The 19,095-nt window shown below is 50.8% G+C and carries 19 protein-coding genes; 10 read left to right on the top strand and 9 right to left on the bottom strand.

Annotated features, from left to right (window positions below; translation table 11 throughout):
* Positions 1-42: 42 nt before the first annotated feature.
* Positions 43-504 carry a hypothetical protein gene (locus PsAD26_RS03785; protein ID WP_063309314.1) on the bottom strand — a complete coding sequence of 154 codons (462 nt, stop codon included), beginning with the start codon at positions 502-504 and terminating at the stop codon, positions 43-45.
* 251 nt (positions 505-755) lie between these two features.
* Between PsAD26_RS03785 and PsAD26_RS03790 the strand changes: the two genes are divergently transcribed.
* Positions 756-2,090: an MATE family efflux transporter gene (locus PsAD26_RS03790; protein WP_063309315.1), complete on the top strand. Its 1,335-nt coding sequence runs from the start codon at positions 756-758 to the stop codon at positions 2,088-2,090.
* A gap of 62 nt (positions 2,091-2,152) precedes the next feature.
* On the opposite strand, the gene PsAD26_RS03795 is transcribed toward PsAD26_RS03790, so the two are convergent.
* Positions 2,153-2,521, bottom strand: a complete 369-nt coding sequence (locus PsAD26_RS03795; RefSeq protein WP_063309316.1) for a hypothetical protein — start codon at positions 2,519-2,521, stop codon at positions 2,153-2,155.
* Positions 2,522-2,671: 150 nt separating this feature from the next.
* Positions 2,672-3,607, bottom strand: coding sequence for an AraC family transcriptional regulator (locus PsAD26_RS03800; protein WP_063309393.1), 936 nt, complete (start codon positions 3,605-3,607; stop codon positions 2,672-2,674).
* Positions 3,608-3,801: 194 nt separating this feature from the next.
* Between PsAD26_RS03800 and PsAD26_RS29270 the strand changes: the two genes are divergently transcribed.
* Positions 3,802-4,158: a hypothetical protein gene (locus PsAD26_RS29270; protein ID WP_153040837.1), complete on the top strand. Its 357-nt coding sequence runs from the start codon at positions 3,802-3,804 to the stop codon at positions 4,156-4,158.
* 42 nt (positions 4,159-4,200) lie between these two features.
* On the opposite strand, the gene PsAD26_RS03805 is transcribed toward PsAD26_RS29270, so the two are convergent.
* Positions 4,201-5,463, bottom strand: coding sequence for a glycerate kinase (locus tag PsAD26_RS03805; RefSeq protein ID WP_063309317.1), 1,263 nt, complete (start codon positions 5,461-5,463; stop codon positions 4,201-4,203).
* A 177-nt stretch (positions 5,464-5,640) separates the two neighbouring features.
* Positions 5,641-6,651: a proline racemase family protein gene (locus PsAD26_RS03810; protein WP_063309318.1), complete on the bottom strand. Its 1,011-nt coding sequence runs from the start codon at positions 6,649-6,651 to the stop codon at positions 5,641-5,643.
* A gap of 204 nt (positions 6,652-6,855) precedes the next feature.
* Here PsAD26_RS03810 and PsAD26_RS03815 point away from each other — a divergent pair, with 204 nt between their 5' ends.
* Together PsAD26_RS03815 and PsAD26_RS03820 are read left to right on the top strand one after the other, a co-directional pair.
* Entirely contained in the window at positions 6,856-7,299 is a 444-nt protein-coding gene (locus PsAD26_RS03815; RefSeq protein ID WP_063309319.1) for a YqaA family protein, read from the top strand.
* Between the two features lie 187 nt (positions 7,300-7,486).
* Positions 7,487-8,161 (top strand): GntR family transcriptional regulator, encoded by a 675-nt coding sequence (locus PsAD26_RS03820; protein WP_063309320.1) that lies wholly within the window; start codon positions 7,487-7,489, stop codon positions 8,159-8,161.
* Between the two features lie 33 nt (positions 8,162-8,194).
* Here PsAD26_RS03820 and PsAD26_RS03825 read toward each other — a convergent pair whose 3' ends face one another.
* The 3 genes from PsAD26_RS03825 to PsAD26_RS03835 form a co-directional block, all read right to left on the bottom strand.
* Positions 8,195-9,091: a U32 family peptidase gene (locus PsAD26_RS03825; protein ID WP_063309321.1), complete on the bottom strand. Its 897-nt coding sequence runs from the start codon at positions 9,089-9,091 to the stop codon at positions 8,195-8,197.
* A 9-nt stretch (positions 9,092-9,100) separates the two neighbouring features.
* Positions 9,101-10,120, bottom strand: a complete 1,020-nt coding sequence (locus tag PsAD26_RS03830; RefSeq protein WP_057461646.1) for a peptidase U32 family protein — start codon at positions 10,118-10,120, stop codon at positions 9,101-9,103.
* 71 nt (positions 10,121-10,191) lie between these two features.
* Positions 10,192-10,728: an SCP2 sterol-binding domain-containing protein gene (locus PsAD26_RS03835; RefSeq protein WP_063309322.1), complete on the bottom strand. Its 537-nt coding sequence runs from the start codon at positions 10,726-10,728 to the stop codon at positions 10,192-10,194.
* A 149-nt stretch (positions 10,729-10,877) separates the two neighbouring features.
* On the opposite strand from PsAD26_RS03835, the gene PsAD26_RS03840 reads away from it, so the two are divergent.
* The 6 genes from PsAD26_RS03840 to PsAD26_RS03865 all read left to right on the top strand — a co-directional run bounded on the left by PsAD26_RS03840 (position 10,878) and on the right by PsAD26_RS03865 (position 17,707).
* The gene (locus tag PsAD26_RS03840) at positions 10,878-12,446 is read left to right on the top strand and encodes a UbiD family decarboxylase (RefSeq protein WP_063309323.1); all 1,569 of its coding nucleotides are present in this window, start codon (positions 10,878-10,880) and stop codon (positions 12,444-12,446) included.
* Positions 12,447-12,451: 5 nt separating this feature from the next.
* On the top strand, positions 12,452-13,015 hold the full coding sequence (locus PsAD26_RS03845; RefSeq protein WP_063309324.1) for a UbiX family flavin prenyltransferase: 564 nt from the start codon (positions 12,452-12,454) through the stop codon (positions 13,013-13,015).
* Between the two features lie 147 nt (positions 13,016-13,162).
* The gene (locus PsAD26_RS03850) at positions 13,163-13,501 is read left to right on the top strand and encodes a hypothetical protein (protein ID WP_057461653.1); all 339 of its coding nucleotides are present in this window, start codon (positions 13,163-13,165) and stop codon (positions 13,499-13,501) included.
* A gap of 100 nt (positions 13,502-13,601) precedes the next feature.
* Positions 13,602-14,321: an aspartate/glutamate racemase family protein gene (locus PsAD26_RS03855; RefSeq protein ID WP_063286603.1), complete on the top strand. Its 720-nt coding sequence runs from the start codon at positions 13,602-13,604 to the stop codon at positions 14,319-14,321.
* A 35-nt stretch (positions 14,322-14,356) separates the two neighbouring features.
* Positions 14,357-16,105, top strand: a complete 1,749-nt coding sequence (gene ggt / locus PsAD26_RS03860) for a gamma-glutamyltransferase (RefSeq protein ID WP_063309325.1) — start codon at positions 14,357-14,359, stop codon at positions 16,103-16,105.
* Positions 16,106-16,282: 177 nt separating this feature from the next.
* Positions 16,283-17,707, top strand: a complete 1,425-nt coding sequence (locus tag PsAD26_RS03865) for an MFS transporter (protein ID WP_208985490.1) — start codon at positions 16,283-16,285, stop codon at positions 17,705-17,707.
* Between the two features lie 26 nt (positions 17,708-17,733).
* Here the strand turns inward: PsAD26_RS03865 and guaD are convergent, their stop codons facing one another.
* Positions 17,734-19,059 carry a guanine deaminase gene (gene guaD, locus PsAD26_RS03870; protein ID WP_063309326.1) on the bottom strand — a complete coding sequence of 442 codons (1,326 nt, stop codon included), beginning with the start codon at positions 19,057-19,059 and terminating at the stop codon, positions 17,734-17,736.
* Positions 19,060-19,095: the final 36 nt, after the last annotated feature.

Genomic DNA, 19,095 nt, shown 5'->3' on the forward strand with positions numbered 1-19,095 from the left:
ACCAACGTGAAAACAGTAAATTCCATTGATTCGTCAGAGTGATCAGGAACCAATGATCACCATGTCTGAGCCGTACTTGGGCAACGGCACATGGATTACATCGTCTGCGCTCTCTTCAGCAGAAGGCTGCGCGCGCTCCAGTCGTGCGTTTGCATCAAGCAGCAGATCAAACGCCTTGCGCATAAGCTCAGCACCACCGCCCGAAGAAACCTCGGTCCAGTGAGATACGCGCTGCCCAGTAATCGACGCGATGATATGTGGTTGAGTGAATGCGTTGCCGTTGCTTTTTAAAAGCATGAGGGCTTGATCAGCAGAAAGGTCAACTTTACGCAGACCACTCGTCAGTGCCATCATGATAAAATCCTCATGATGCTGGCACAAAATCAGATGACTGCGTTCATCAACGCAGAAAAAGTAGGCACCATTACACGGTTCCGGCAGGTCCAGATCAAAACTGGACGAAAACGCCCGAACCAACTCATCAAATGCAGTTGTCTCAGCCATGGCATACTCCTCACCATGAGTGGAAGAGATCTTGGAATGAAGATCTCGATGCAGTTGAGATTGGCACTTCTACAAAGGAGCTACTGTGCTGATCGAAACAGTTACTTTCAGAAAATGAAGAAAAGACAGATCAGCCAGAAGCATAAGATAAAACATAGGTTGAATTACTTATTTTCATCTATCGCTCTCATGGGAACGGTGTATGCTGGCTAAGTTAAGTTCCTACCTTTTTTCCGGTAATCCATACTTCGATGATTTCGTTTAAGCATATGTATTTGCGGGCATTACCGCTCTTCCTCACCGGCAGCGCTGCCTTGTTCACCAACTGGACAGACACTTACGTCTCCAGCTATTTCGGTGCACCCGCTGTTGCCGCAGTCGGCATTTGCGGCATGATGTTTTATGTCCTGTTTTCATTCTCCAACGGCTTTTCCATCGCAATCCAATCCTTCACTGCTGGGTTTCTGACCAGTCGAGAAAACAACGAAGTGCTGGACGCATTTGTGGTCTGCCTGATCTTGGGCGTAAGCTTTGGCCTCTTGTTAACAGCAGCTTCAATCTATTTTCTCGAAGACATACTCAGTTTCATGAATCCGGACGCTAAAGTCAGAGAAGCCTCAAGGCGATACCTGGAATTCCTCCTCTATGCGACGCCGTTTTATTATATGTGCGGAGCCTCCCGCGGCTTGCTTATTGCTGTCGGCAAGGCGTGGACCGTCTCCTACATCGGCATTGGAACGCAGATCGTGAATGCCGTTGCAACTGTCATGCTGGCATTCGGTTGGGCTGGAGCTCCTAAACTGGGAATTTCAGGAGTTGGGTTCGGTACCTTCATCGCATTTGCGCTCGCAGCCATATTCTATGTGTCCGCAGCCCTACAAGCGATCTCGCAGCAAAAACTGAGGCTTGGAGTCTTGTCTGTGCCTTTGATCATCGAGATTTTGAGGAAGGCAATCCTGTCAGCCTCTCAAAGCACAATCTACGCTCTTGGGATCTTTTCAAGCTACTGGATTGTCGGGCATCTCAGTGTTTTAGCTTTGGCCGTCTATCAGGTTATCACTCAGGCAACACTCATCCCGATTTATGTGGCAAATGCTTTGGGAAGCGTCGCGATCAGTCAGGTAGGTCAGGCAGTTGGGGCAAAAGACCTGTCGGGAGCCCAACAGGTTGGCCTGAAGATGATCTCAGGTGCTGCATATCCCATTGTGATCTACGCTCTGCTCGTCATGGTGCTCTCTGAGGATGTCCTGATCCTTTTGCTGGGAGAAGCATTGGATGAACCGCAACTCATTATGGTGTTCACTCTCTCCTGCTTAATCTTGCCAATCAACATTGCGGGAGCAGTGATGAATTATGTTCTGCAAGGTGCCCAACTGTTCGAGCGAGCCTGGACAGTCTCAGCAATCACGCAATGGCTTATATTCTTACCGCTGGCCTATGTATTCGGCGTCTCAATGAGTTACGGACTGGCAGGTGTAATCTTCGCGGACTTTATTTATCGCGTTGGCTTGTTCCTGACGCAATACAGTTTCTGGAAACGCTATTCCGAACCTGCATTGGCAAGAGCTTCAATAAAAATGGGATAAACCGCAGGCCTCTTTCAGACACCTACGGTTTATTGGTTGTGTAGGCAGTGAGGGGCTTTGCCTCAAGCTGCTGCCATTTCGGTCTCAGGTTTGTGCAGGCTCACAACAATTGCAACGGCCAAGCCGTTAGCAAAGTAATAAGCTGCGTCCAGTCCGGTGAAGCCGAAGAGGAAAGGTGCGAGCAGGAAGAGCGCGCCAACTGCTCCATCAACGGCCAGATGGAGGCTGTAAGGCAGCACACGGAGTACACCAAACTGGTGATCCGTCAGAAGCGTCAAAATTAATGCTGCTGTGCCTGTGCCAACAGATAGCCAGAGCGCCAATGGGTTGGATGCTCCAAGACCAAGAATAAAGGGCAAACCGATCAAGGCAAAGGCAACGGGATAATCCAGATAAGCATGGATACTTTTTGTAACGAAACGGAGGGACATGACAGGGTTCCTTTTTGACTGTGTCGGTCTTTCGTTGTGGGCACAGTCAGATTAGGAGAAGCCCTTGTTTTGCTCAATTTCAGGACGTTCAAAGAAATATGCAGATCGTTCAGGATATATCTAAAAATAGAACAATTGAGCTAATTTTATTTAATGAGATGTGCGATACGCCGCTGGTGTTAAACCCACTTCTTTCTTGAAAACCCGCGTAAATGCAGATTCAGAAGCATATCCGGCAAGCGCTGCCACTTCAGACACGCTCATCTGATCATCAACCAAACCCTGCTGCGCAATCTGGATGCGCCAACTGGTCAGGTATTGCATGGGTGTCAGGCCCATCTTGCTGGAAAACTGCGTCGCAAATCCAGTCCGCGAAAGACCTGCCTCCCGCGCTAAACCCTCTACACTCCACTCGCGTGCAGGAGCCTTATGAAAGGCCGCCAGCGCTCTGCTCAACTGCGGATCAGCGAACCCGGCAAGCCCGAGGTGCTTTTCACCTTCCTGCTCAATGAAACTGCGCAGCGCCTGAGCAAACAAAACCTCGGTCATTTTAAGCGCGATCAGATCACCACCAAGGCGCGTGCCATGTGTTTCATCTCCTATCAGACGCAGAGTAGCCTCCATCCAACGCCCTGCGGCTTCTCCATAGTTCGATATATGGATGTAATCAGGCAGCTGATCAAAGATGAGATGACGAGCATTGCGAGCCAACGAGATGTGACCACAAATCAGCTGTGTCTCACGTTCATCCTGCTCTCCGCCATAAACCAGCACACCTTCACCGTTGTACCCGGAAAGCTCCAGAACACGATCCAGCGGCAGGATGACTTCCTCCTCAGAGCGCCCGCAATAGATATCATGTGCGGCGCCATGAGGAACGATCAGCAAATCACCTTGGGCGAGCAACACCTTCTTGCCTGTCTCTTTCACCCGCACCATACAATCCCCACGATGGGCAAAATGAAAGCGTGCCACATTCTCAAAGGACGGCACGGCAACACCCCACGGCACCGTAAAGGAGGTGCGGAAGTAAAGCGTGCCTTTTACGGAAAGGCGGGTGAGGATGTCACTGAGCGTATCAAGCATCATACAATTATGGATGAGAGGTGCTTAAACGTCTACTCACCTGAACGATCTGATCGATATTGCGAATGATCTACATTATCTGAAATCGTATTGGCGTGTTGTAAGCTTATCTAGTTTCACAAAAGTCAGCGTTACTCGTCTTAGCTTGCGAAGCAAAGTGCTTCTGTCTGTTAAACAGAATAAAGAAGAAAAAAATGAAACTAAGACAATATTGCCACATTACAGCGCTGATTATTGTAACTGGGCTGACAGCGATGCCAACAACACCTGCGTATGCTGCATCCGATCACGTACTTGAATTCCGATTTGGTGGCAGGGGGCGTAACCCAGTTGTAGACACCATGCGCAACTATATCTTGGGATGTCTGCCCAACAGAACACGGATTGAAGGTGAGAACCCTGTAGCGGCGGCAGGTCCATGGACTGTTAGAGTTCCTGCGATTCAAGGTCGTGAATATTCGAATGCAGATGTTGAACGTATCCTTATGAGTCAGGGATGTGCTCGCGTTCGTCCAATAAAAGTTGAGGGCGTTAGAGCCTGGGGTCCTTAATTTGTTGCCCGAGGCTCGCAGAGACTTAAAGGGCTTCGGGCACTATCTTATCAAGATCGCACGAAAGTCGTTCACGTTCGTCAGTGTCGGGCCGGTGATAACATTGTCGCCAATCGCCTCAAAAAACCCATGCCCATCATTGTCAGCAAGGGAACGCCGCGGATTGATCTCTTTGCCCCAGGCTCTTTGTAGGGTGGAAGGATCACAGTAAGCCCCTGCAATCTCCTCAATCCCGTCAACGCCGTCTGTATCTCCAGCAAGGGCGTAGACACCTTGCTGGCCGTCTAAAGCAACTGCCAGTGAGAGCAAGAACTCCACATTCCGCCCTCCGCGACCATTGCCCTTGAGCGTGACTGTTGTCTCACCACCAGAAAGCAACACACAAGGGGCTTTGAACGGCTGTCCATGCAAGGCAACTTGCTTGGCAATCCCAGCCATCACAACGCCTACATCCGTGGCTTCGCCCTCGATGCTGTCACCTAGTATGTAAGCTGGAACCCCTTGTTTCTCGGCAACAGATGCTGCGGCTTCCAGAGCCAACTGCGGCGTCGCGATCATATGCGTCTCAACAGATCCGAGGTGCAGGTCGTTTTCATCCGGCGTTTCACCAACGCCACTTTCAAGAACCTCCAATGCTCTTGCAGGGAGCTCAATCTTATACCGCTCCACAATCGCCAGAGCATCGGCACAGGTGGTCGGGTCAGCGACCGTCGGACCAGATGCAATGTTGATCGGATCATCACCGGGAACGTCGGAGATCAGCAGGTTGATCACTTTGGCAGGATGGCACGCAGCAGCTAGACGTCCCCCTTTAATCTGCGAGAGATGTCGCCGCACGCAGTTCATCTCGCTGATCGTAGCGCCACACCGCAGCAGCTCTTTATTGATGGACTGCTTGTCTTCCAACGAAAGTCCGTCAAACGGCAAAGGCAGGAGTGAAGAACCGCCGCCAGAAATGAGACAGAGAACTGTGTCCTCAGCGGAAAGATTGGAAACAAGCTTCAACATGCGCTTGGCACCAGCCAATCCCGCTTCATCAGGCACTGGATGCGCAGCTTCAATAATCTCGATGGACTTGCAGGGAACGTTATAGCCATAACGAGTGATCACGAGACCGCTGAGATCTCCTTGCCAGTTGTCTTCTACCGCCCGTGCCATGGCTGCAGAGGCCTTCCCTGCACCAATAATGATGAGCTGTCCTTTGGGAGTGTCAGGTAAGAACTTCGGGATACATTTCTCAGGTTGAGCGGATTCAATGGCCGCATGAAACAGGTCACTCAGAAAACGCTTAGGATCAACTGCCATTGCTGATCACCCCCGATTGCTACCGAAAAGTTTCGGTTATCTTTTTGAATTTCTTCGTATTTTCTAGCTTTAACCCGCAGGCATTTCCAGCAAAAAACAACAGCCTCCGCTCTCTGATGAGAAAGCGGAGGCTGTCATTTTTCGAAACTTCATCGAAACCTGAAAAACTACAGAGAGTTATCTCAGCAGGAAGCCGTTACCAACAGGATCATCATTTTCCCGCCAGAAGGTTGCTTCTCCGCTGTAATGTGCTTTGCCTGCTACCTGCGCAACGATCGCGTCGTGCGGCCCGCATTTGGCATCCGCGAAATAAGTGCCTTCAAAGCTTGTTGCGATCAGGCTTGCAAAACGACGGGTTTGCCCTTTGCTAATCAGACCCTTAGCAGCTTGTGCAGCCAATCGAGCGGTGACACCGGATCCTGTTGGGCTACGGTCTACCTGACTATCAGCAAACACGCAGATGTTTGCTGTTGAATCACCGCTGTAAGCGTCATTTCCATCTGTCAGGATAGTTCCATACAGGAATGCAAGATCAGCATCATCCGGATGCTGAAGTGTCACAGCGGCGCGGATCGCATCGCTAACAGCGTTTGCGGCATCAACAAGATCGCGCGTTCGGGATTTCTGAACATCCAGCCCAAATGCAGAAGCAGGCGCCAGACCATAAAATGCGCCACCGTAGGAGACATCAACCGTCAGTTCGCCTAGGCCTTTCACATCTACTGTCACATCACGGGAATGAAGGAAAGCTGGGACGGAATGGAAGGAGACTGCACCAGGGACATCGTTGCTGACCTCCACAGAAGCAACAACCAAACCACAAGGGCATTCGATGCGCACTTCAGTGACGGGTGATTTAGCTTCAACCAAGCCATGATCAATTGCGTAACGGCCCAGAGCGATCACGGCATGACCGCACATAGTGCTGTAACCTTCATTGTGGATGAAGAGCACACCAAAATGAGCGTCTGGGTGAGACGGTTCAACGAGGACCGCGCCATACATATCGAAATGACCACGCGGCTCAAACATCAGAAAATGTCGGAGGTGGTCAAGGTTATCACGTGCGTAGCGACGCTTTGCCAAAATGGTTTCGCCGGGGATGTCCGGATAGCCGTCGGTTACGATACGAAGCGGCTCGCCACCTGTATGCATGTCAACAACACTTATTTTCTGTTGCTTATCCATGTTCTCCCCCAGAACTAGTCGGAATGCCTTATTTCCGAACTGTTTATCTTAGCATAGAGCTCCTTCAGCGCATTTCGTTTAATTAGCTGCAATCAATCGGGAAAATGCGCTCAAGCGAAACGAGCCCCTTCATAGCCTGCACGGAGGGGCGGCTCAATATGCTGTGAAATATTACTACTCAAGTGATTTGGAGTTTTTCTTAAGATGCTCGTGGCTCTTGGTGTTTATGGTGGCTTGTTCGCGTTTTCATTTCTAGCTGCCACGTTAGCTCCGGGCTCATCAGAGGCAGCTCTCAGCGGCTTGTTGTTGGCGGGAGGTTGGGATCCAGTTATCCTGATCGCGTCTGCCTCGCTGGGCAACGTCGCAGGTTCAGTGTTCAACTGGTACTGCGGGCGTTTTTTGTCGCACTATCAGCACCATTCATGGTTCCCAGTAAAAGAGCACCAATTCAAGCAAGCTGTACGTTGGTTTAAGCGTTACGGCCAAGCGTCAATGCTGCTCGCATGGGTGCCTATTATTGGCGACCCGCTCACCGTCATTGCAGGCACATTGCGCATGAAATTCATGAACTTTCTGGCGTTGGTCGCAATCGGCAAAGTCGCCCGATATCTGTTTGTGTATTACGCAGTTACGTTTTGGCAGGGATAACTCACGGATTAAACGTAGTTTTAAGTAATCAATTCTGATTAGGGTAAATGGCCGAACTCTATGGATTCTATAGATAAAATTAATTTTATATGTGCAATGCAATTTATCATGACTTGGCGGAAATATCGACAATGCAGAAGGGGGATGATAGAGAAAGCCGATCTTTACTCGAACCCACCTTTTGGAAATGCCTTCGTCCACGTCTAACGTCTCCATCGCTTATCGCAAACTGAAGCAAGCAATCCTCGAAAACCGGCTCGGACCGGGTACACAGGTGCTTGAGCAGGAAGCGGCTACCCAGCTGGAAATGAGCCGTACGCCAGTGCGTGAGGCCATGCTAATGCTGCAAAAGGACGGGCTCGTGGAAATGCGCTCGCGTCAAGGCATGCGCGTCCTTCCAATCACCGTGGGTGATATCTCGGAGATCTACGAGATCCTTGAGGTTGTTGAGGGGCTTGCAATCCGAAAGCTAGCTGAAAAGCCAATCAGCGAAAAGCAAGCGCGTGCACTTGAGGACTCTGTCACCCTGATGGATCTTTCACTTGAGCGTGGAGACCTCAGCGTTTGGGCATCTGCAGACAAGAAGTTCCACGAAGATGTCGTCAAGTTCAGCGGCAACGTGCATCTGGAGACTGTCTTTCTGCAGCTCTGGGATAGATCCCAACGAGCGCGGAACATGCTGCTGAAAGCGCATGGAGCGCCCGTCAACTCTGCTCAGGAGCATTGGGAGCTGTTGAAGTTCATCAAAGAAGGCAAAGCGGCGGAAGCTGTCGAGTTTCAGAAAAGCCTGCGTGCTGAGGCTGCAGAGCAAATCTGTAAAATGATCTTTGACGTGATGAGCGGAATGGTCCCGTCAAACTAAAAGCGGGACCGAAGCCCCGCTTTTCCTGAAATCTTAGTCTGCTTCCCAGAGGTGTCCGGGTTTTCCGGTCACATATCCGTTTGCCAGCGCACCTGGCAGCTGTTGTGTCTGCAGACGTGCTACGGCCTCGCCACTTTCAATCTTTCCGTCAACAAGATCTCGATAGATCTCGGCAATCGCAATCATATCAATATCATGCGGTGAAAGACGCAAGCGGCCAACGCCTTTTGTCAAAAGCTCGTCGCGGCCAAGCGTGATGGCTTGAACACTGTGAGATAGTGTTTGAATACCATTGGCTGCAAGGAATTTCTGATCATCCAATGTCGTCACATCCATGCCGTCAAGATCACGGTCACAAATGAACTGACAGTTATCTTTGTGCAGCTTGTGAGCGCGTGCATGGTAGCAGCGACCAGAGACAGCCAGTGGCAGACGACCAAATGCAAACAGCTCGATGGTCAGGTCTGGCAGAGCCTGTGCAATCGCTTCAACAGACTTGATCGGCAGTTCAACGGGCGGGCAGAACGTTTCCATACCCAGGTTTATGAGAACCTTCGCTGTCTGCTCATTGTAGATGTTGAGGAACGGCCCACCAACGAAAGGTTCACCAGAGCGTTTGTGAACACTCGCAATATCGTTAGCTTCGACCAGCTCGCAATCTGCTGAAAGGGCATTGATGGACTTACGATCACGCATGGTGACGGGCAGCGCAATTGTTGAGAAGACAACCGTTTTACCTGCATTGGTGAGGCGCTCATAAATCTCAGGCCACACCTTGTCGTTGAACGGCATGCGTTTGCCACAAATAACTTCGCCAATGTAAACGCGCTCAACAGGAGCTTCATCTGCAACACGCGCATAAAAGTCGACGAGTTTTTCGTTGGACCAGTTGAAGAAGTTAGGACCAATGGAAAGTTCGATCTTGCTCATGATTGGTCCTTATCTCCAGATCTTTTTGTAGGCGCCGGTGGTTTCGCGTCCACCTTCTGTCATTGCGCTCAACATGGCTGAAACTTCTTCTTCTGCATTGCCGCCTGCATCCATGGCATCAACAGCTGCACGAAAGGCTTTCACCACCTGTGAAATGTAGGCTTTACCGCGCTGGCGACCTTCAATCTTAACTGCGGTCACACCTGCTTTTTGAAGGCGCGGTAACAAGCTTGCAGCATTCAGGCTAACTGGGTCTTCAAACAGGTAGGAGGTTTCTCCCTCTGCTTTAAAGCGTCCCTTACAGAGCGTTGGGTATCCAGCAGTTTCGCCTTCACCAAAACCATCAATGGTAAAGCCGCCCAGACGGGCATAAAGATTGCTGCCGTCTTCGTCGTAAGAAACATCGCCCGGAGGGGAGCAAACGCCAGTCAGGTTTGGAGACTTGCCTGTAGCGTATGAAGACAAAGCGCAGCGCCCTTCCGTCATCACGCATAGGCCGCCAAACACAAAGACTTCAGTCTCGACCGTGACCTCTTTATTGAGCTTGACGATTTCTTCAACGGACATGACACGTGGAAGAACCACACGCTGCACGCCAAAGGTGTCCTGATAAAAGCTGATGGACTCCGGTGTTGCCGCAGCAGCTTGTACGGAAAGGTGCAGACGCAGGTTCGGATGCTTCTCTTGTGCGTAGTCAAGCACTGCAATATCGGCAGCAATGATCGCATCAGCACCAGATGCAGAAACAGCATCAACCGCGCGCTTCCAGATGTGTGTGTCACCCGCCCGGGCAAACGTGTTCACAGCAACAAGAACGTGCGAACCGTGTTTATGGGCAAGGCGAACTCCGGCATTCAGCTCTTTTTCAGAGAAGTTGAGACCGGGAAAATTACGGGCGTTGGTTTCGTTGCGCAGACCGCAGTAAATGCTGTGTGCGCCCGCTTCTGCGGCGGCTTTAAGAGCAGCTGGTGTACCGGCTGGGCAAACAAGCTCCAGCGATGGATTATTATCGTTGCGCTGTCCAAGCATAAAACACCTTCCAGAAAATAACAGAGTGAACCACTTGGTTCGCGCAGAGTGCTTCCACTCTGCCGCGGCAATCAGGAAGTGGCAGTTGGTGCGTCGAGTAGTCGGCGCAGATGATCTAAGGTCTTGTTGGTTGCTCTATCCACGACTTCACGCGGGCGGCCATTAAAACCAAGGAATTCAGCAGGGGAGAGATCGGCTTCTTCCATGGTGTTGCGAAGGGCTAGCACAGCGTCCGTATCACCCTCGATCACCAGATCGCGGGTAAAGAAAACGGCATCGCCGTCATATGTGCCATCAACCAGTCCCAGCAGGACGATAAGTGGTCCAGAGATACGCGCCGCGCCTTCGGGCGCATCTTTACGTTTGAACATCTCAACCGTCGCATGTTCACCATTCGGGATCATGCGGAAGACGTGCGGGATATCAATTGGGTCGATAATGAAATGCGTGCGTTTGTATGTGTCCAGACGCTCGAAGAGGTCTGGGCGATTACGGGCAAGCCGACGCACTGCCCGGGTCAGAGCAAAGCCAAGCGGAGGAACCGGCAATATGCCGAGAGCTTTTTGCAGGGCAGGAGGAAACAGGCCTCGTTCCGGTTTAAAGAACATACTTTAATCTCCACTGATCAGTATCCTCTCCTATTAATCCTAGCGGAACTCATCATTGATGGAGGTCAAGGACCAGAGCGACAACACCCTTCAAATGTGTGTTAATCCGGCGAACAGATCCCGAGTTTGCCCAGTAATCTGGAAATGGAATGTATTGGCGTAGCGAAAAGAAGTTCGAGACACTCTCCAGCTTTCTCAATGTATTGGAAGCGCAGCAGGAGCTTGTGAGGGTAAAGGCACCGGTCTCAGCTCAGTTTGAAGCGACAGAAATCCATCGTCAGGTGATTGAGCAGGGTGGTCCAGTCCTTCAGTTTGATAATGCGATCACATGTTCGGGAACGCACAGCAATATGCCGCTTTTGACCAATGTGTTCGGCTCCCGAGAGCGCGTTGCCCTTGGCCTTGGCTGCACTCCGGACGAGCTTCCAGCCTTGGGTGAGTTGCTGGCCTATCTCCGCTCACCGCAACCACCGAAGGGCCTGAAAGGCTTCATCGATGCTCTGCCTGTTGCCAAAGCAGCATGGGCGGCTCGCCCAAAACGCTTGCGGTCATCTCCTCTGATTGACATGCCGGTTGATCTGGAACAGTTCCCTGTGCAGATGTGTTGGCCAAACGATGCGGGTCCACTGATTACATGGGGCATCGTCATCACACGCCCTCCGGGGAAGGATGATCCCTCTCAATACAATCTGGGTATCTATCGTGCGCAGGTCATCGGCAAAGACAAAGCAATCCTGCGCTGGCTCGCCATGCGCGGTGGAGCTGCTCACCATCGCCTCTGGCAAGCGCGTGGCGAGCGTATGCCGGTTGCCGTTGTCATCGGCGCAGATCCTGCTACAATCCTGTCAGCAGTCATACCAACACCATCTGACGTCAGCGAACTGATGATTTCCGGTGTCTTGTCCGGTGGGCGACCAGAGCTGATCCCATGTAAGCACGTGGACCTGCATGTCCCTGCATCCTCTGAGATTGTCCTGGAAGGCTTTGCTGAGCCATTAGAAACAGCTGAGGAAGGCCCATTCGGGGACCATACCGGCTATTACAACGACCCTGATCAGTTCCCTGTTTTTAAAATATCGGGTATCCGCGCCCGCAAGGATCCAGTCTACATGAGCACCTTCACCGGCAGAGCGCCAGACGAACCTGCAGTCCTGTCCGAAACCATGAACGATGTTTTCTTGCCATTGCTGAAACAGCAAATTCCAGAGGTCGTCGATCTATGGCTCCCGCCAGAGGCTTGTTCCTATCGAATTGCAGTTCTCAAGATCAAGAAAAGCTATCCCGGTCAGGCACGCCGCGTAATGATGGGCATGTGGTCGCTGCTGCCTCAATTCACCATGACCAAGCTGATCATCACCGTTGATGAAGACATAGACTGCAGAAGCTGGAGCGATGTTATGTGGGCTGTTGCAACCCGCATGGACCCATCTCGCGATCTCGTTGTTCTGGATCGCACGCCTGTCGACACGTTGGATTTTGCATCTGGTATGGAAGGTCTGGGCGGCAAACTTGGTATTGATGCAACAACCAAAATCGGATCAGAAACGCGTACTGACTGGCCGGAAGTGATGCGTATGCCGGAAGAACTGACCAAGAAGGTTGAAGATCGCTGGGATGAACTGTTTCCAGGTGGCTTGACTAAAAAACAAAACCAGGATCAACCAAAGGATGCTATCACCCCTTCAGAGATAAAGAATTCTCCTGAAGGAAGTGAGTAGGCTGCATGACGAAGCGTATCATTGTCGGAGTATCGGGTGCATCTGGTGCTCAACTTGCTCTGAAAACGCTGGAAATCCTGAAAGCGCTGAGTGTTGAAACGCATCTGGTGCATTCAAAAGGAGCTGTCGCTTCTGTCCAACATGAGCTTGGCAAGGATGGTGTTGAGCAGCTTACAGCGCTTGCATCCATCACCTACGCACCTGATGAAATGACAGCCGCTATTGCAAGCGGCTCGTTCCACACTGACGGTATGATTATCACGCCATGCTCCATGCGTACACTATCAGGTGTGGCCTATTCTTTCTCAGACAACCTGCTCACACGTGCTGCTGATGTTGTGCTCAAAGAGCGCCGCAAGTTGGTTCTCGTCCCGCGTGAGACACCTTTGCATGAGGGACATTTGGAGGCGATGCTCAAGGTGACTCGGATGGGTGGAATTATCGCACCGCCGGTGCCTCCATTTTATGCAGATATGCAAAACAAAGCGGATATGCTCAAAGAAATTGCTGCTCGCGGCATTAATACACTAGGAATTGATCCCGGCGTGAACATGACTAAGTGGCAATAGAATTATCCTAGGTTACTTTACTGTAATCTTATGAAAATTCATCGTCCACTTTGCGGCTTAAGTTTACCGGCGATAGCTACCTTTACCTCGGAATTGAATAGGTAATTTCTATTCAATTTTAATAGAAAAATACTAAAGGTGAAGATAATGTCCCTGTGTTTTAAGCGCCCCCTCTGGTTTGGCCTCTTCGTATTTTCGGCTCTTTTCCTAGTGTTAGCGCTAGGTCAGAAAGCGAATGCGACATCTATCACTCTGGATACCACTGATACCGAACTCTGCGAAGTTCAGGTCACAATTGGACCGGAGGCTCCCAACGGACCCATTCATAGATTTACTGATATCGATGCGGATGATCGCTACACCTTCCAGACGAATAAGCTCTGCAATCGCCGCTCTGTAGGTGGTGAGGCATGCCTGGAAGATTACACCGAATGGTCATGTTGTGAAGCGAAAGACGGCGAGGACATCACCTGCAGAGTGCCTTAAATTAGGTCTCCCAGCTCAATTGCACAAAAAACGACCTTCTCTAAGTCGGCGCAATTTGCCAACATAGTTCCTACGACGAGTATTGTATGTCGAGGAATATATGAAAACGATTGGCTTATTAGGAGGAATGAGCTGGGAGAGCACTGCGACTTACTACAGACTGATTAATCAGCAAACACGTTTACGGCTTGGCGGACTCCACTCTGCTGAGTTGGTTTTATGGTCTTTTGATTTTTCTCAGATCGAGTTGCTTCTTGCTCACGGAGAGTGGGAAGAAGCGGGTAACCTGCTAAAACAGGCGGCGCTGAAATTAGAAGGTGCCGGTGCTGATTGCATTGTGATCTGTGCGAACACAATGCACAAAGTCGCCTCCTACATCCAGGATGGTTTGACGATCCCATTCATTCATATTGCTGAAACAACTGCGAATGCCATTCAAAAGGTAAAACGCAGGAAACCACTTTTGCTTGCAACGCGCTACATTATGGAACAGGATTTTTACATCAGAAGATTGCAGGATAACTACGGATTATCGGTAGTGATCCCTGACAATGGAGGGCAAGCCGTCGTCCATGACATCGCCTATAATGAGTTGTGCCGGGGCCAGATTAATGAGGATTCTCGCCGCACACTCTTGCAGATTGTCAGAAAAGCACAGGACCAGGGTGCAGATAGTGTCATTCTGGGGTGCACAGAGCTTGGACTGTTGGTGGGGCAGGAGGATATTTCAGCTCCGGTCGTTGATAGCACCACGGAACATGTGCGTGGAATTTTGGATTTTGCATTGAAGAATGAAAGTGAATTTGAAGAGCTAGTCTAATCAGCGGGAATTTGCCCGCTTCAGGAGGGAAAATAATGAAGAAACTATGGGTCTCTGCCATACTGGCAGCAGGGCTTGCTTTACCTGCGCAAGCGCAAGAGGCGGCGGACAGTATTGCGCCGGAAATGGCAAGCGGAATCTCCGACAAGCAAATGGTAACCGCGCAGAAGTTTATGGTGGTTGCTGCAAACCCTCATGCATCAAAAGCGGGTTTTGATGTTTTGAAAGCTGGCGGAAACGCCATTGATGCAATGGTTGCTGTGCAGCTCATGTTGGGATTGGTTGAACCTCAATCCTCCGGGATCGGCGGTGGTGCCTTCCTCGTTTATTACGACGCAGAAGCGGGCGAGCTGACCACATATGACGGTCGTGAAACAGCGCCTGTATCCGCAACACCAGAATTGTTTCAAAACGAAAACGGCGAACCGCTCAAATTCTATGATGCAGTTGTTGGCGGCCTATCTGTAGGAACGCCAGGCACAGTAAAGCTGCTGTATGATACTCATGCGAAATTGGGCTCTCTGCCATGGGCAGATCTGGTTGCACCTGCCATCAAACTCGCAACAGACGGCTTTGAAGTTTCGCCACGCCTGAACGCTTTGATCACCAATGATCAAGAGCGCCTCTCTCGTTTCGAAACAACGAAAAACTACTTCCTGCCGGGTGGCACTCCTTTGCCAGTTGGGCACCTGCTCAAAAACCCAGAGTATGCAGCGACACTGACTGCAATTTCTCAAAATGGAGCGGACGGTTTCTATTCCGGAGATATTGCAAAGTCCATCGTTGAGACTGTTCAGTCTGCTAAGGGCAATCCGGGTAAACTGGCTCTTGAGGATCTGGCAAACTACCAAATCAAAGAGCGTGCCGCTGTTTGTGCAGAGTACCGCGCCTTTGAAGTTTGTGGCATGGGCCCACCATCCTCTGGCGCTCTGACTGTTGGTCAAATCCTCGGTCAGCTCAACAGCTATGACCTGCCTTCCATGAACTCAGGCGACCCGAACGCATGGCGCTTGATTGGTGACGCATCCCGTCTCGCCTTCTCTGATCGTGGTCGTTACATGGCGGACAATGACTATGTGCCAATGCCAACCAACGGCCTCGTTGCACCTGCTTACCTCAAAGAGCGCGCTGAGCTTTTGAGCGGCGATAAAGCCCTGCCGAAAGACAAGGTTGTCCCAGGTAACCCAACTTGGGATCACGCCATGTTGCTGGCTGATGATGAGAGCATTGAACTGCCATCAACCAGCCACTTCTCAATCGTAGATGCAAACGGCAATGCTGTTTCCATGACAACTACTATTGAGAATGGCTTTGGCTCTCGTCTTATGACCAATGGCTTCCTGCTTAACAACGAATTGACGGACTTCTCATTTCGTACGCATCGTGATGGCGTGCCGATTGCGAACCGCGTTGAGCCAGGCAAACGTCCACGTTCTTCCATGGCGCCAACAATCGTTATGAAAGACGACAAACCATTCGTTGTCGTTGGGTCTCCAGGTGGTAGTCGCATCATTGGTTACGTAGCAACAACACTGGTTGCCAACCTGGATTGGGGTATGAACATTCAGGAAGCGATCTCCATGCCGCATCTGGTCAATCGCTTCGGCACCTATGATCTTGAGAAGGGCACAGCTGCTGAAAAGCTGCAACCAGCTCTGGATGCTATGGGTTACAAAACCAACATTCGTGACCTCAACTCCGGTCTTCATGGAATTGTGATCACCGCAGATGGCCTGCAGGGTGGGGTAGATCCACGCCGCGAAGGCCTTGCTCTGGGTGAATAAAACCAGATTTAACGAAGCTGAGGCTCGAGAGAACGGCATAATTGTCTCTTGAGCCTTAGTGCTCTGCTAAGTGTGTACCAAAGTACGCCCTTAAGCATCTTCTTGCCTCTGTGATAGCTAGAAACTCTTGGAATTGGCTTGTGCCTGTCGGCTACGGCCTGTGAGGTGCTAGTGCCAATGACGGAGTTGCCCCAAAACCCCACCAAATATACTTGCATGCCATCCGTTGTGCATCGATGGGTGTTGCTGGCAGCAATGAGTTTCATCCTTGGGCTCGCTTTGTTGGATGAAACAGTCGTTAGTCTGGCTCTGCCAACCATCTCAGAAGAATTTGGGATGACACTCACTCAAGCCCATTGGGTGGTGAACTCCTATCTATTGATGTTCGCAGCTTTGGTGGCTCTCGGTGGCAAACTGGCTGACTTAGTAAACATCAATTATCTCATCCTCTCTGGCATGATTATCTTCGGTCTGGCGTCGCTGGCCTGTGGCTTCGCACCAAACGGAGGGTTCCTCGTTGCTGCACGTGTCGTGCAGGGGATTGGCGCTGCAATCATGTTCCCGCTGCCGATTGTCGCCATTTTGCGCATTTTCCCACCTGAACGCAGAGGCTTCGCATTGGGCGTGTTCGGCTCAATCGCCACAATCTTCTTGTCTTCAGGGCCGTTAGTGAGCGGTTACTTCACCAGCTATTTCTCTTGGAGATGGATTTTCTGGATCAATCCACCCTTTGTTTTGATCGTCTGTTTGGTTATCGCATTTGCGCCGTTGAGGGGACGGATTGCTCACGGACAGGATAAAAGCCTTTCGGAGTACTCATTTGACTGGCTAGGCATCATCACACTGCTTGTGGGACTTTTCTTTTTCGTTCTGGCCATCATGCAAGCACCAGAATGGGGTTGGACATCAAGAGATATTGTCTTGTCATTCGTTGTTGGGGTGTCTGCGCTAGCCATTTTCCTTTGGAATGAACTGCATAAAAAGGCACCGCTCATTCAAGTGCGTTTCTTCAAGGAGCCGTCTTTTGCCGTTGCAGCATTTGTGGTCTTTCAGGCGCAATACTCCAAGATCGCAATGTTCATTTTTGGAGCTTTGTACTTTCAGGACAAGCTCGGCTTTGCCCCTTTCTTCGCAGGCTTAGCATTGATGTCTGCAGTCGTGATGAATGCAGCAACGGCGGGCTTGAGTGGTGTCTGCGTCGATAAGTTTGGTGTTCGCACGCCGGCCATGTGGGGGCTGCTGGTGCTGTCCAGTTCCACTCTGTGGCTAACAGCCTTTATTTCACAGGATAACTATTGGCTGCTGCTTCCGGCACTACTCGCATGGGGAGCTGCGATGCCCTTGTTGTTCCTGCCATCTATGAAGTCATCTGTAGACTCGGTTGAGTTGACGAAAAAGGGGCAGGCGAGTGGTGTTATGATCACCTCTCAAATGCTGGGTGGTACAATCGGAATGTCTGTCTCCAGCTCAATATTCCTTTTCACGGACAGCTATGAGTATGTGTTTGGAACCGCAGCAGCTGTCACTCTGCTGTGCTACCTGCTGTCCTTCATGTACTTCGGAAAAGGCGCGGGTGCCCTCAACAGTGAAAAACAGAGCTGATGCACTCACCAGCTCTGACCGCAGCGTTATCCTGCTTGAGAATAGACCCGCTTACCATCCACATATGTGGCTGCAATCGCGCGATCATCGCCAAGGATCATTTGAATAAACAGCTGCTCAATCACGTTATTGGCGTATGCCATGCGGTGGCGGATGAGTGGTGTTGAGAGCGGGTCAATGACAGCAAAATCAGCTTCCATGCCAACCTTGATATTGCCGATCCGGTTCTCTTGATATAGTGCCTTAGCAGATCCAACAGTCGCCAGATAATACGCTTGTACCGGATGCAAAGAGTAACCCTGCAACTGGGCAACCTCATAGGCTGTTCGCATTGTCGTCAGCATAGAAAAACTGGATCCGCCCCCCACATCGGTTGCCAGCCCTACACTGATAGGTTCATGTGTGAAATGAGAACCACGCACATCGAACAGGCCAGAGCCGATAAAGGTGTTCGAGGTCGGGCAGTGAGCGATGGACGTACCGGTTTCGTGAATAAGCGCCTTCTCACGATCATTCAGGTAAATCCCATGCCCAAGCACGCAACCTTTACCCAACAACTCAAAGTGCTCGTAAACGCCAACGTAATCAGGATGTTCAGGATAAAGCTCTCCCACCCACTCTAGCTCCTGACGGTTCTCAGAGGTATGAGTCTGCAGTAAGGCTTCAGGATGCTCTTTCCAGAGCGCTCCGGTCGCTTCCATCTGCTCAGGAGTAGACGTTGGTGCAAAGCGTGGTGTGATGGAATAGAGCGCACGCCCCTGGCCATGCCATTTTTCCAACAACGCTTTGGATTGATCATAACCTGTCTGCGCCGTATCACGCAGGTTCTCTGGCGCATTGCGGTCCATCATGACTTTGCCGGCAGCAATTCGCATGTTGTACCGTGCAGCTTGCTCGAACAGCGCATCTACAGACTCAGGATGGATGGTACAATAAACTGAAGCACTCGTGATACCGTTTGAAAAGCTCTGCTGCAAATACACATCCGCAGCACGGCGGGCGTAGTCAATGTCGCCAAATTTTGCTTCAGCCGGGAAGGTGTAGGTGTTCAACCACTCGATCAGCTGAGCGCCGTAGGACGCAATCACCTCTGTCTGCGGATAATGGACATGGCAATCCACAAAGCCGGGCAGAATGAATTTGCCGCTATGATCATAAACAACCGCATCATCCGGCAGTGTCTTTATCAGGTCCGCAGCATCACCAATTGCGGTAATCCTACCGTTTTCCGTAACAACCAGCCCATCAGACCAGTTTGTCAGTGCCTCTGCCGGATTATCGCAGAACGGATCGCCGCTAAATTGAAACACATGGCCGCGAAGCGCTGTTATCGTCCGAACAGTTTCTTGCATCAGATCTTTCCCAGGAATTGAACCAAACAGCCATAT

It is taken from the genome of Pseudovibrio sp. Ad26, assembly GCF_001623285.1.
Taxonomy (GTDB): domain Bacteria; phylum Pseudomonadota; class Alphaproteobacteria; order Rhizobiales; family Stappiaceae; genus Pseudovibrio; species Pseudovibrio ascidiaceicola.

Bases quoted from the DNA above. Each gene is read 5' to 3' on its own strand.
- PsAD26_RS03785 (WP_063309314.1), bottom strand. From the start codon at position 504: ATGGCTGAGACAACTGCATTTGATGAGTTGGTTCGGGCGTTTTCGTCC.
- PsAD26_RS03790 (WP_063309315.1), top strand. From the start codon at position 756: ATGATTTCGTTTAAGCATATGTATTTGCGGGCATTACCGCTCTTCCTC.
- PsAD26_RS03795 (WP_063309316.1), bottom strand. From the start codon at position 2,521: ATGTCCCTCCGTTTCGTTACAAAAAGTATCCATGCTTATCTGGATTAT.
- PsAD26_RS03800 (WP_063309393.1), bottom strand. From the start codon at position 3,607: ATGCTTGATACGCTCAGTGACATCCTCACCCGCCTTTCCGTAAAAGGC.
- PsAD26_RS29270 (WP_153040837.1), top strand. From the start codon at position 3,802: ATGAAACTAAGACAATATTGCCACATTACAGCGCTGATTATTGTAACT.
- PsAD26_RS03805 (WP_063309317.1), bottom strand. From the start codon at position 5,463: ATGGCAGTTGATCCTAAGCGTTTTCTGAGTGACCTGTTTCATGCGGCC.
- PsAD26_RS03810 (WP_063309318.1), bottom strand. From the start codon at position 6,651: ATGGATAAGCAACAGAAAATAAGTGTTGTTGACATGCATACAGGTGGC.
- PsAD26_RS03815 (WP_063309319.1), top strand. From the start codon at position 6,856: ATGCTCGTGGCTCTTGGTGTTTATGGTGGCTTGTTCGCGTTTTCATTT.
- PsAD26_RS03820 (WP_063309320.1), top strand. From the start codon at position 7,487: ATGCCTTCGTCCACGTCTAACGTCTCCATCGCTTATCGCAAACTGAAG.
- PsAD26_RS03825 (WP_063309321.1), bottom strand. From the start codon at position 9,091: ATGAGCAAGATCGAACTTTCCATTGGTCCTAACTTCTTCAACTGGTCC.
- PsAD26_RS03830 (WP_057461646.1), bottom strand. From the start codon at position 10,120: ATGCTTGGACAGCGCAACGATAATAATCCATCGCTGGAGCTTGTTTGC.
- PsAD26_RS03835 (WP_063309322.1), bottom strand. From the start codon at position 10,728: ATGTTCTTTAAACCGGAACGAGGCCTGTTTCCTCCTGCCCTGCAAAAA.
- PsAD26_RS03840 (WP_063309323.1), top strand. From the start codon at position 10,878: ATGTATTGGCGTAGCGAAAAGAAGTTCGAGACACTCTCCAGCTTTCTC.
- PsAD26_RS03845 (WP_063309324.1), top strand. From the start codon at position 12,452: ATGACGAAGCGTATCATTGTCGGAGTATCGGGTGCATCTGGTGCTCAA.
- PsAD26_RS03850 (WP_057461653.1), top strand. From the start codon at position 13,163: ATGTCCCTGTGTTTTAAGCGCCCCCTCTGGTTTGGCCTCTTCGTATTT.
- PsAD26_RS03855 (WP_063286603.1), top strand. From the start codon at position 13,602: ATGAAAACGATTGGCTTATTAGGAGGAATGAGCTGGGAGAGCACTGCG.
- ggt (WP_063309325.1), top strand. From the start codon at position 14,357: ATGAAGAAACTATGGGTCTCTGCCATACTGGCAGCAGGGCTTGCTTTA.
- PsAD26_RS03865 (WP_208985490.1), top strand. From the start codon at position 16,283: ATGACGGAGTTGCCCCAAAACCCCACCAAATATACTTGCATGCCATCC.
- guaD (WP_063309326.1), bottom strand. From the start codon at position 19,059: ATGCAAGAAACTGTTCGGACGATAACAGCGCTTCGCGGCCATGTGTTT.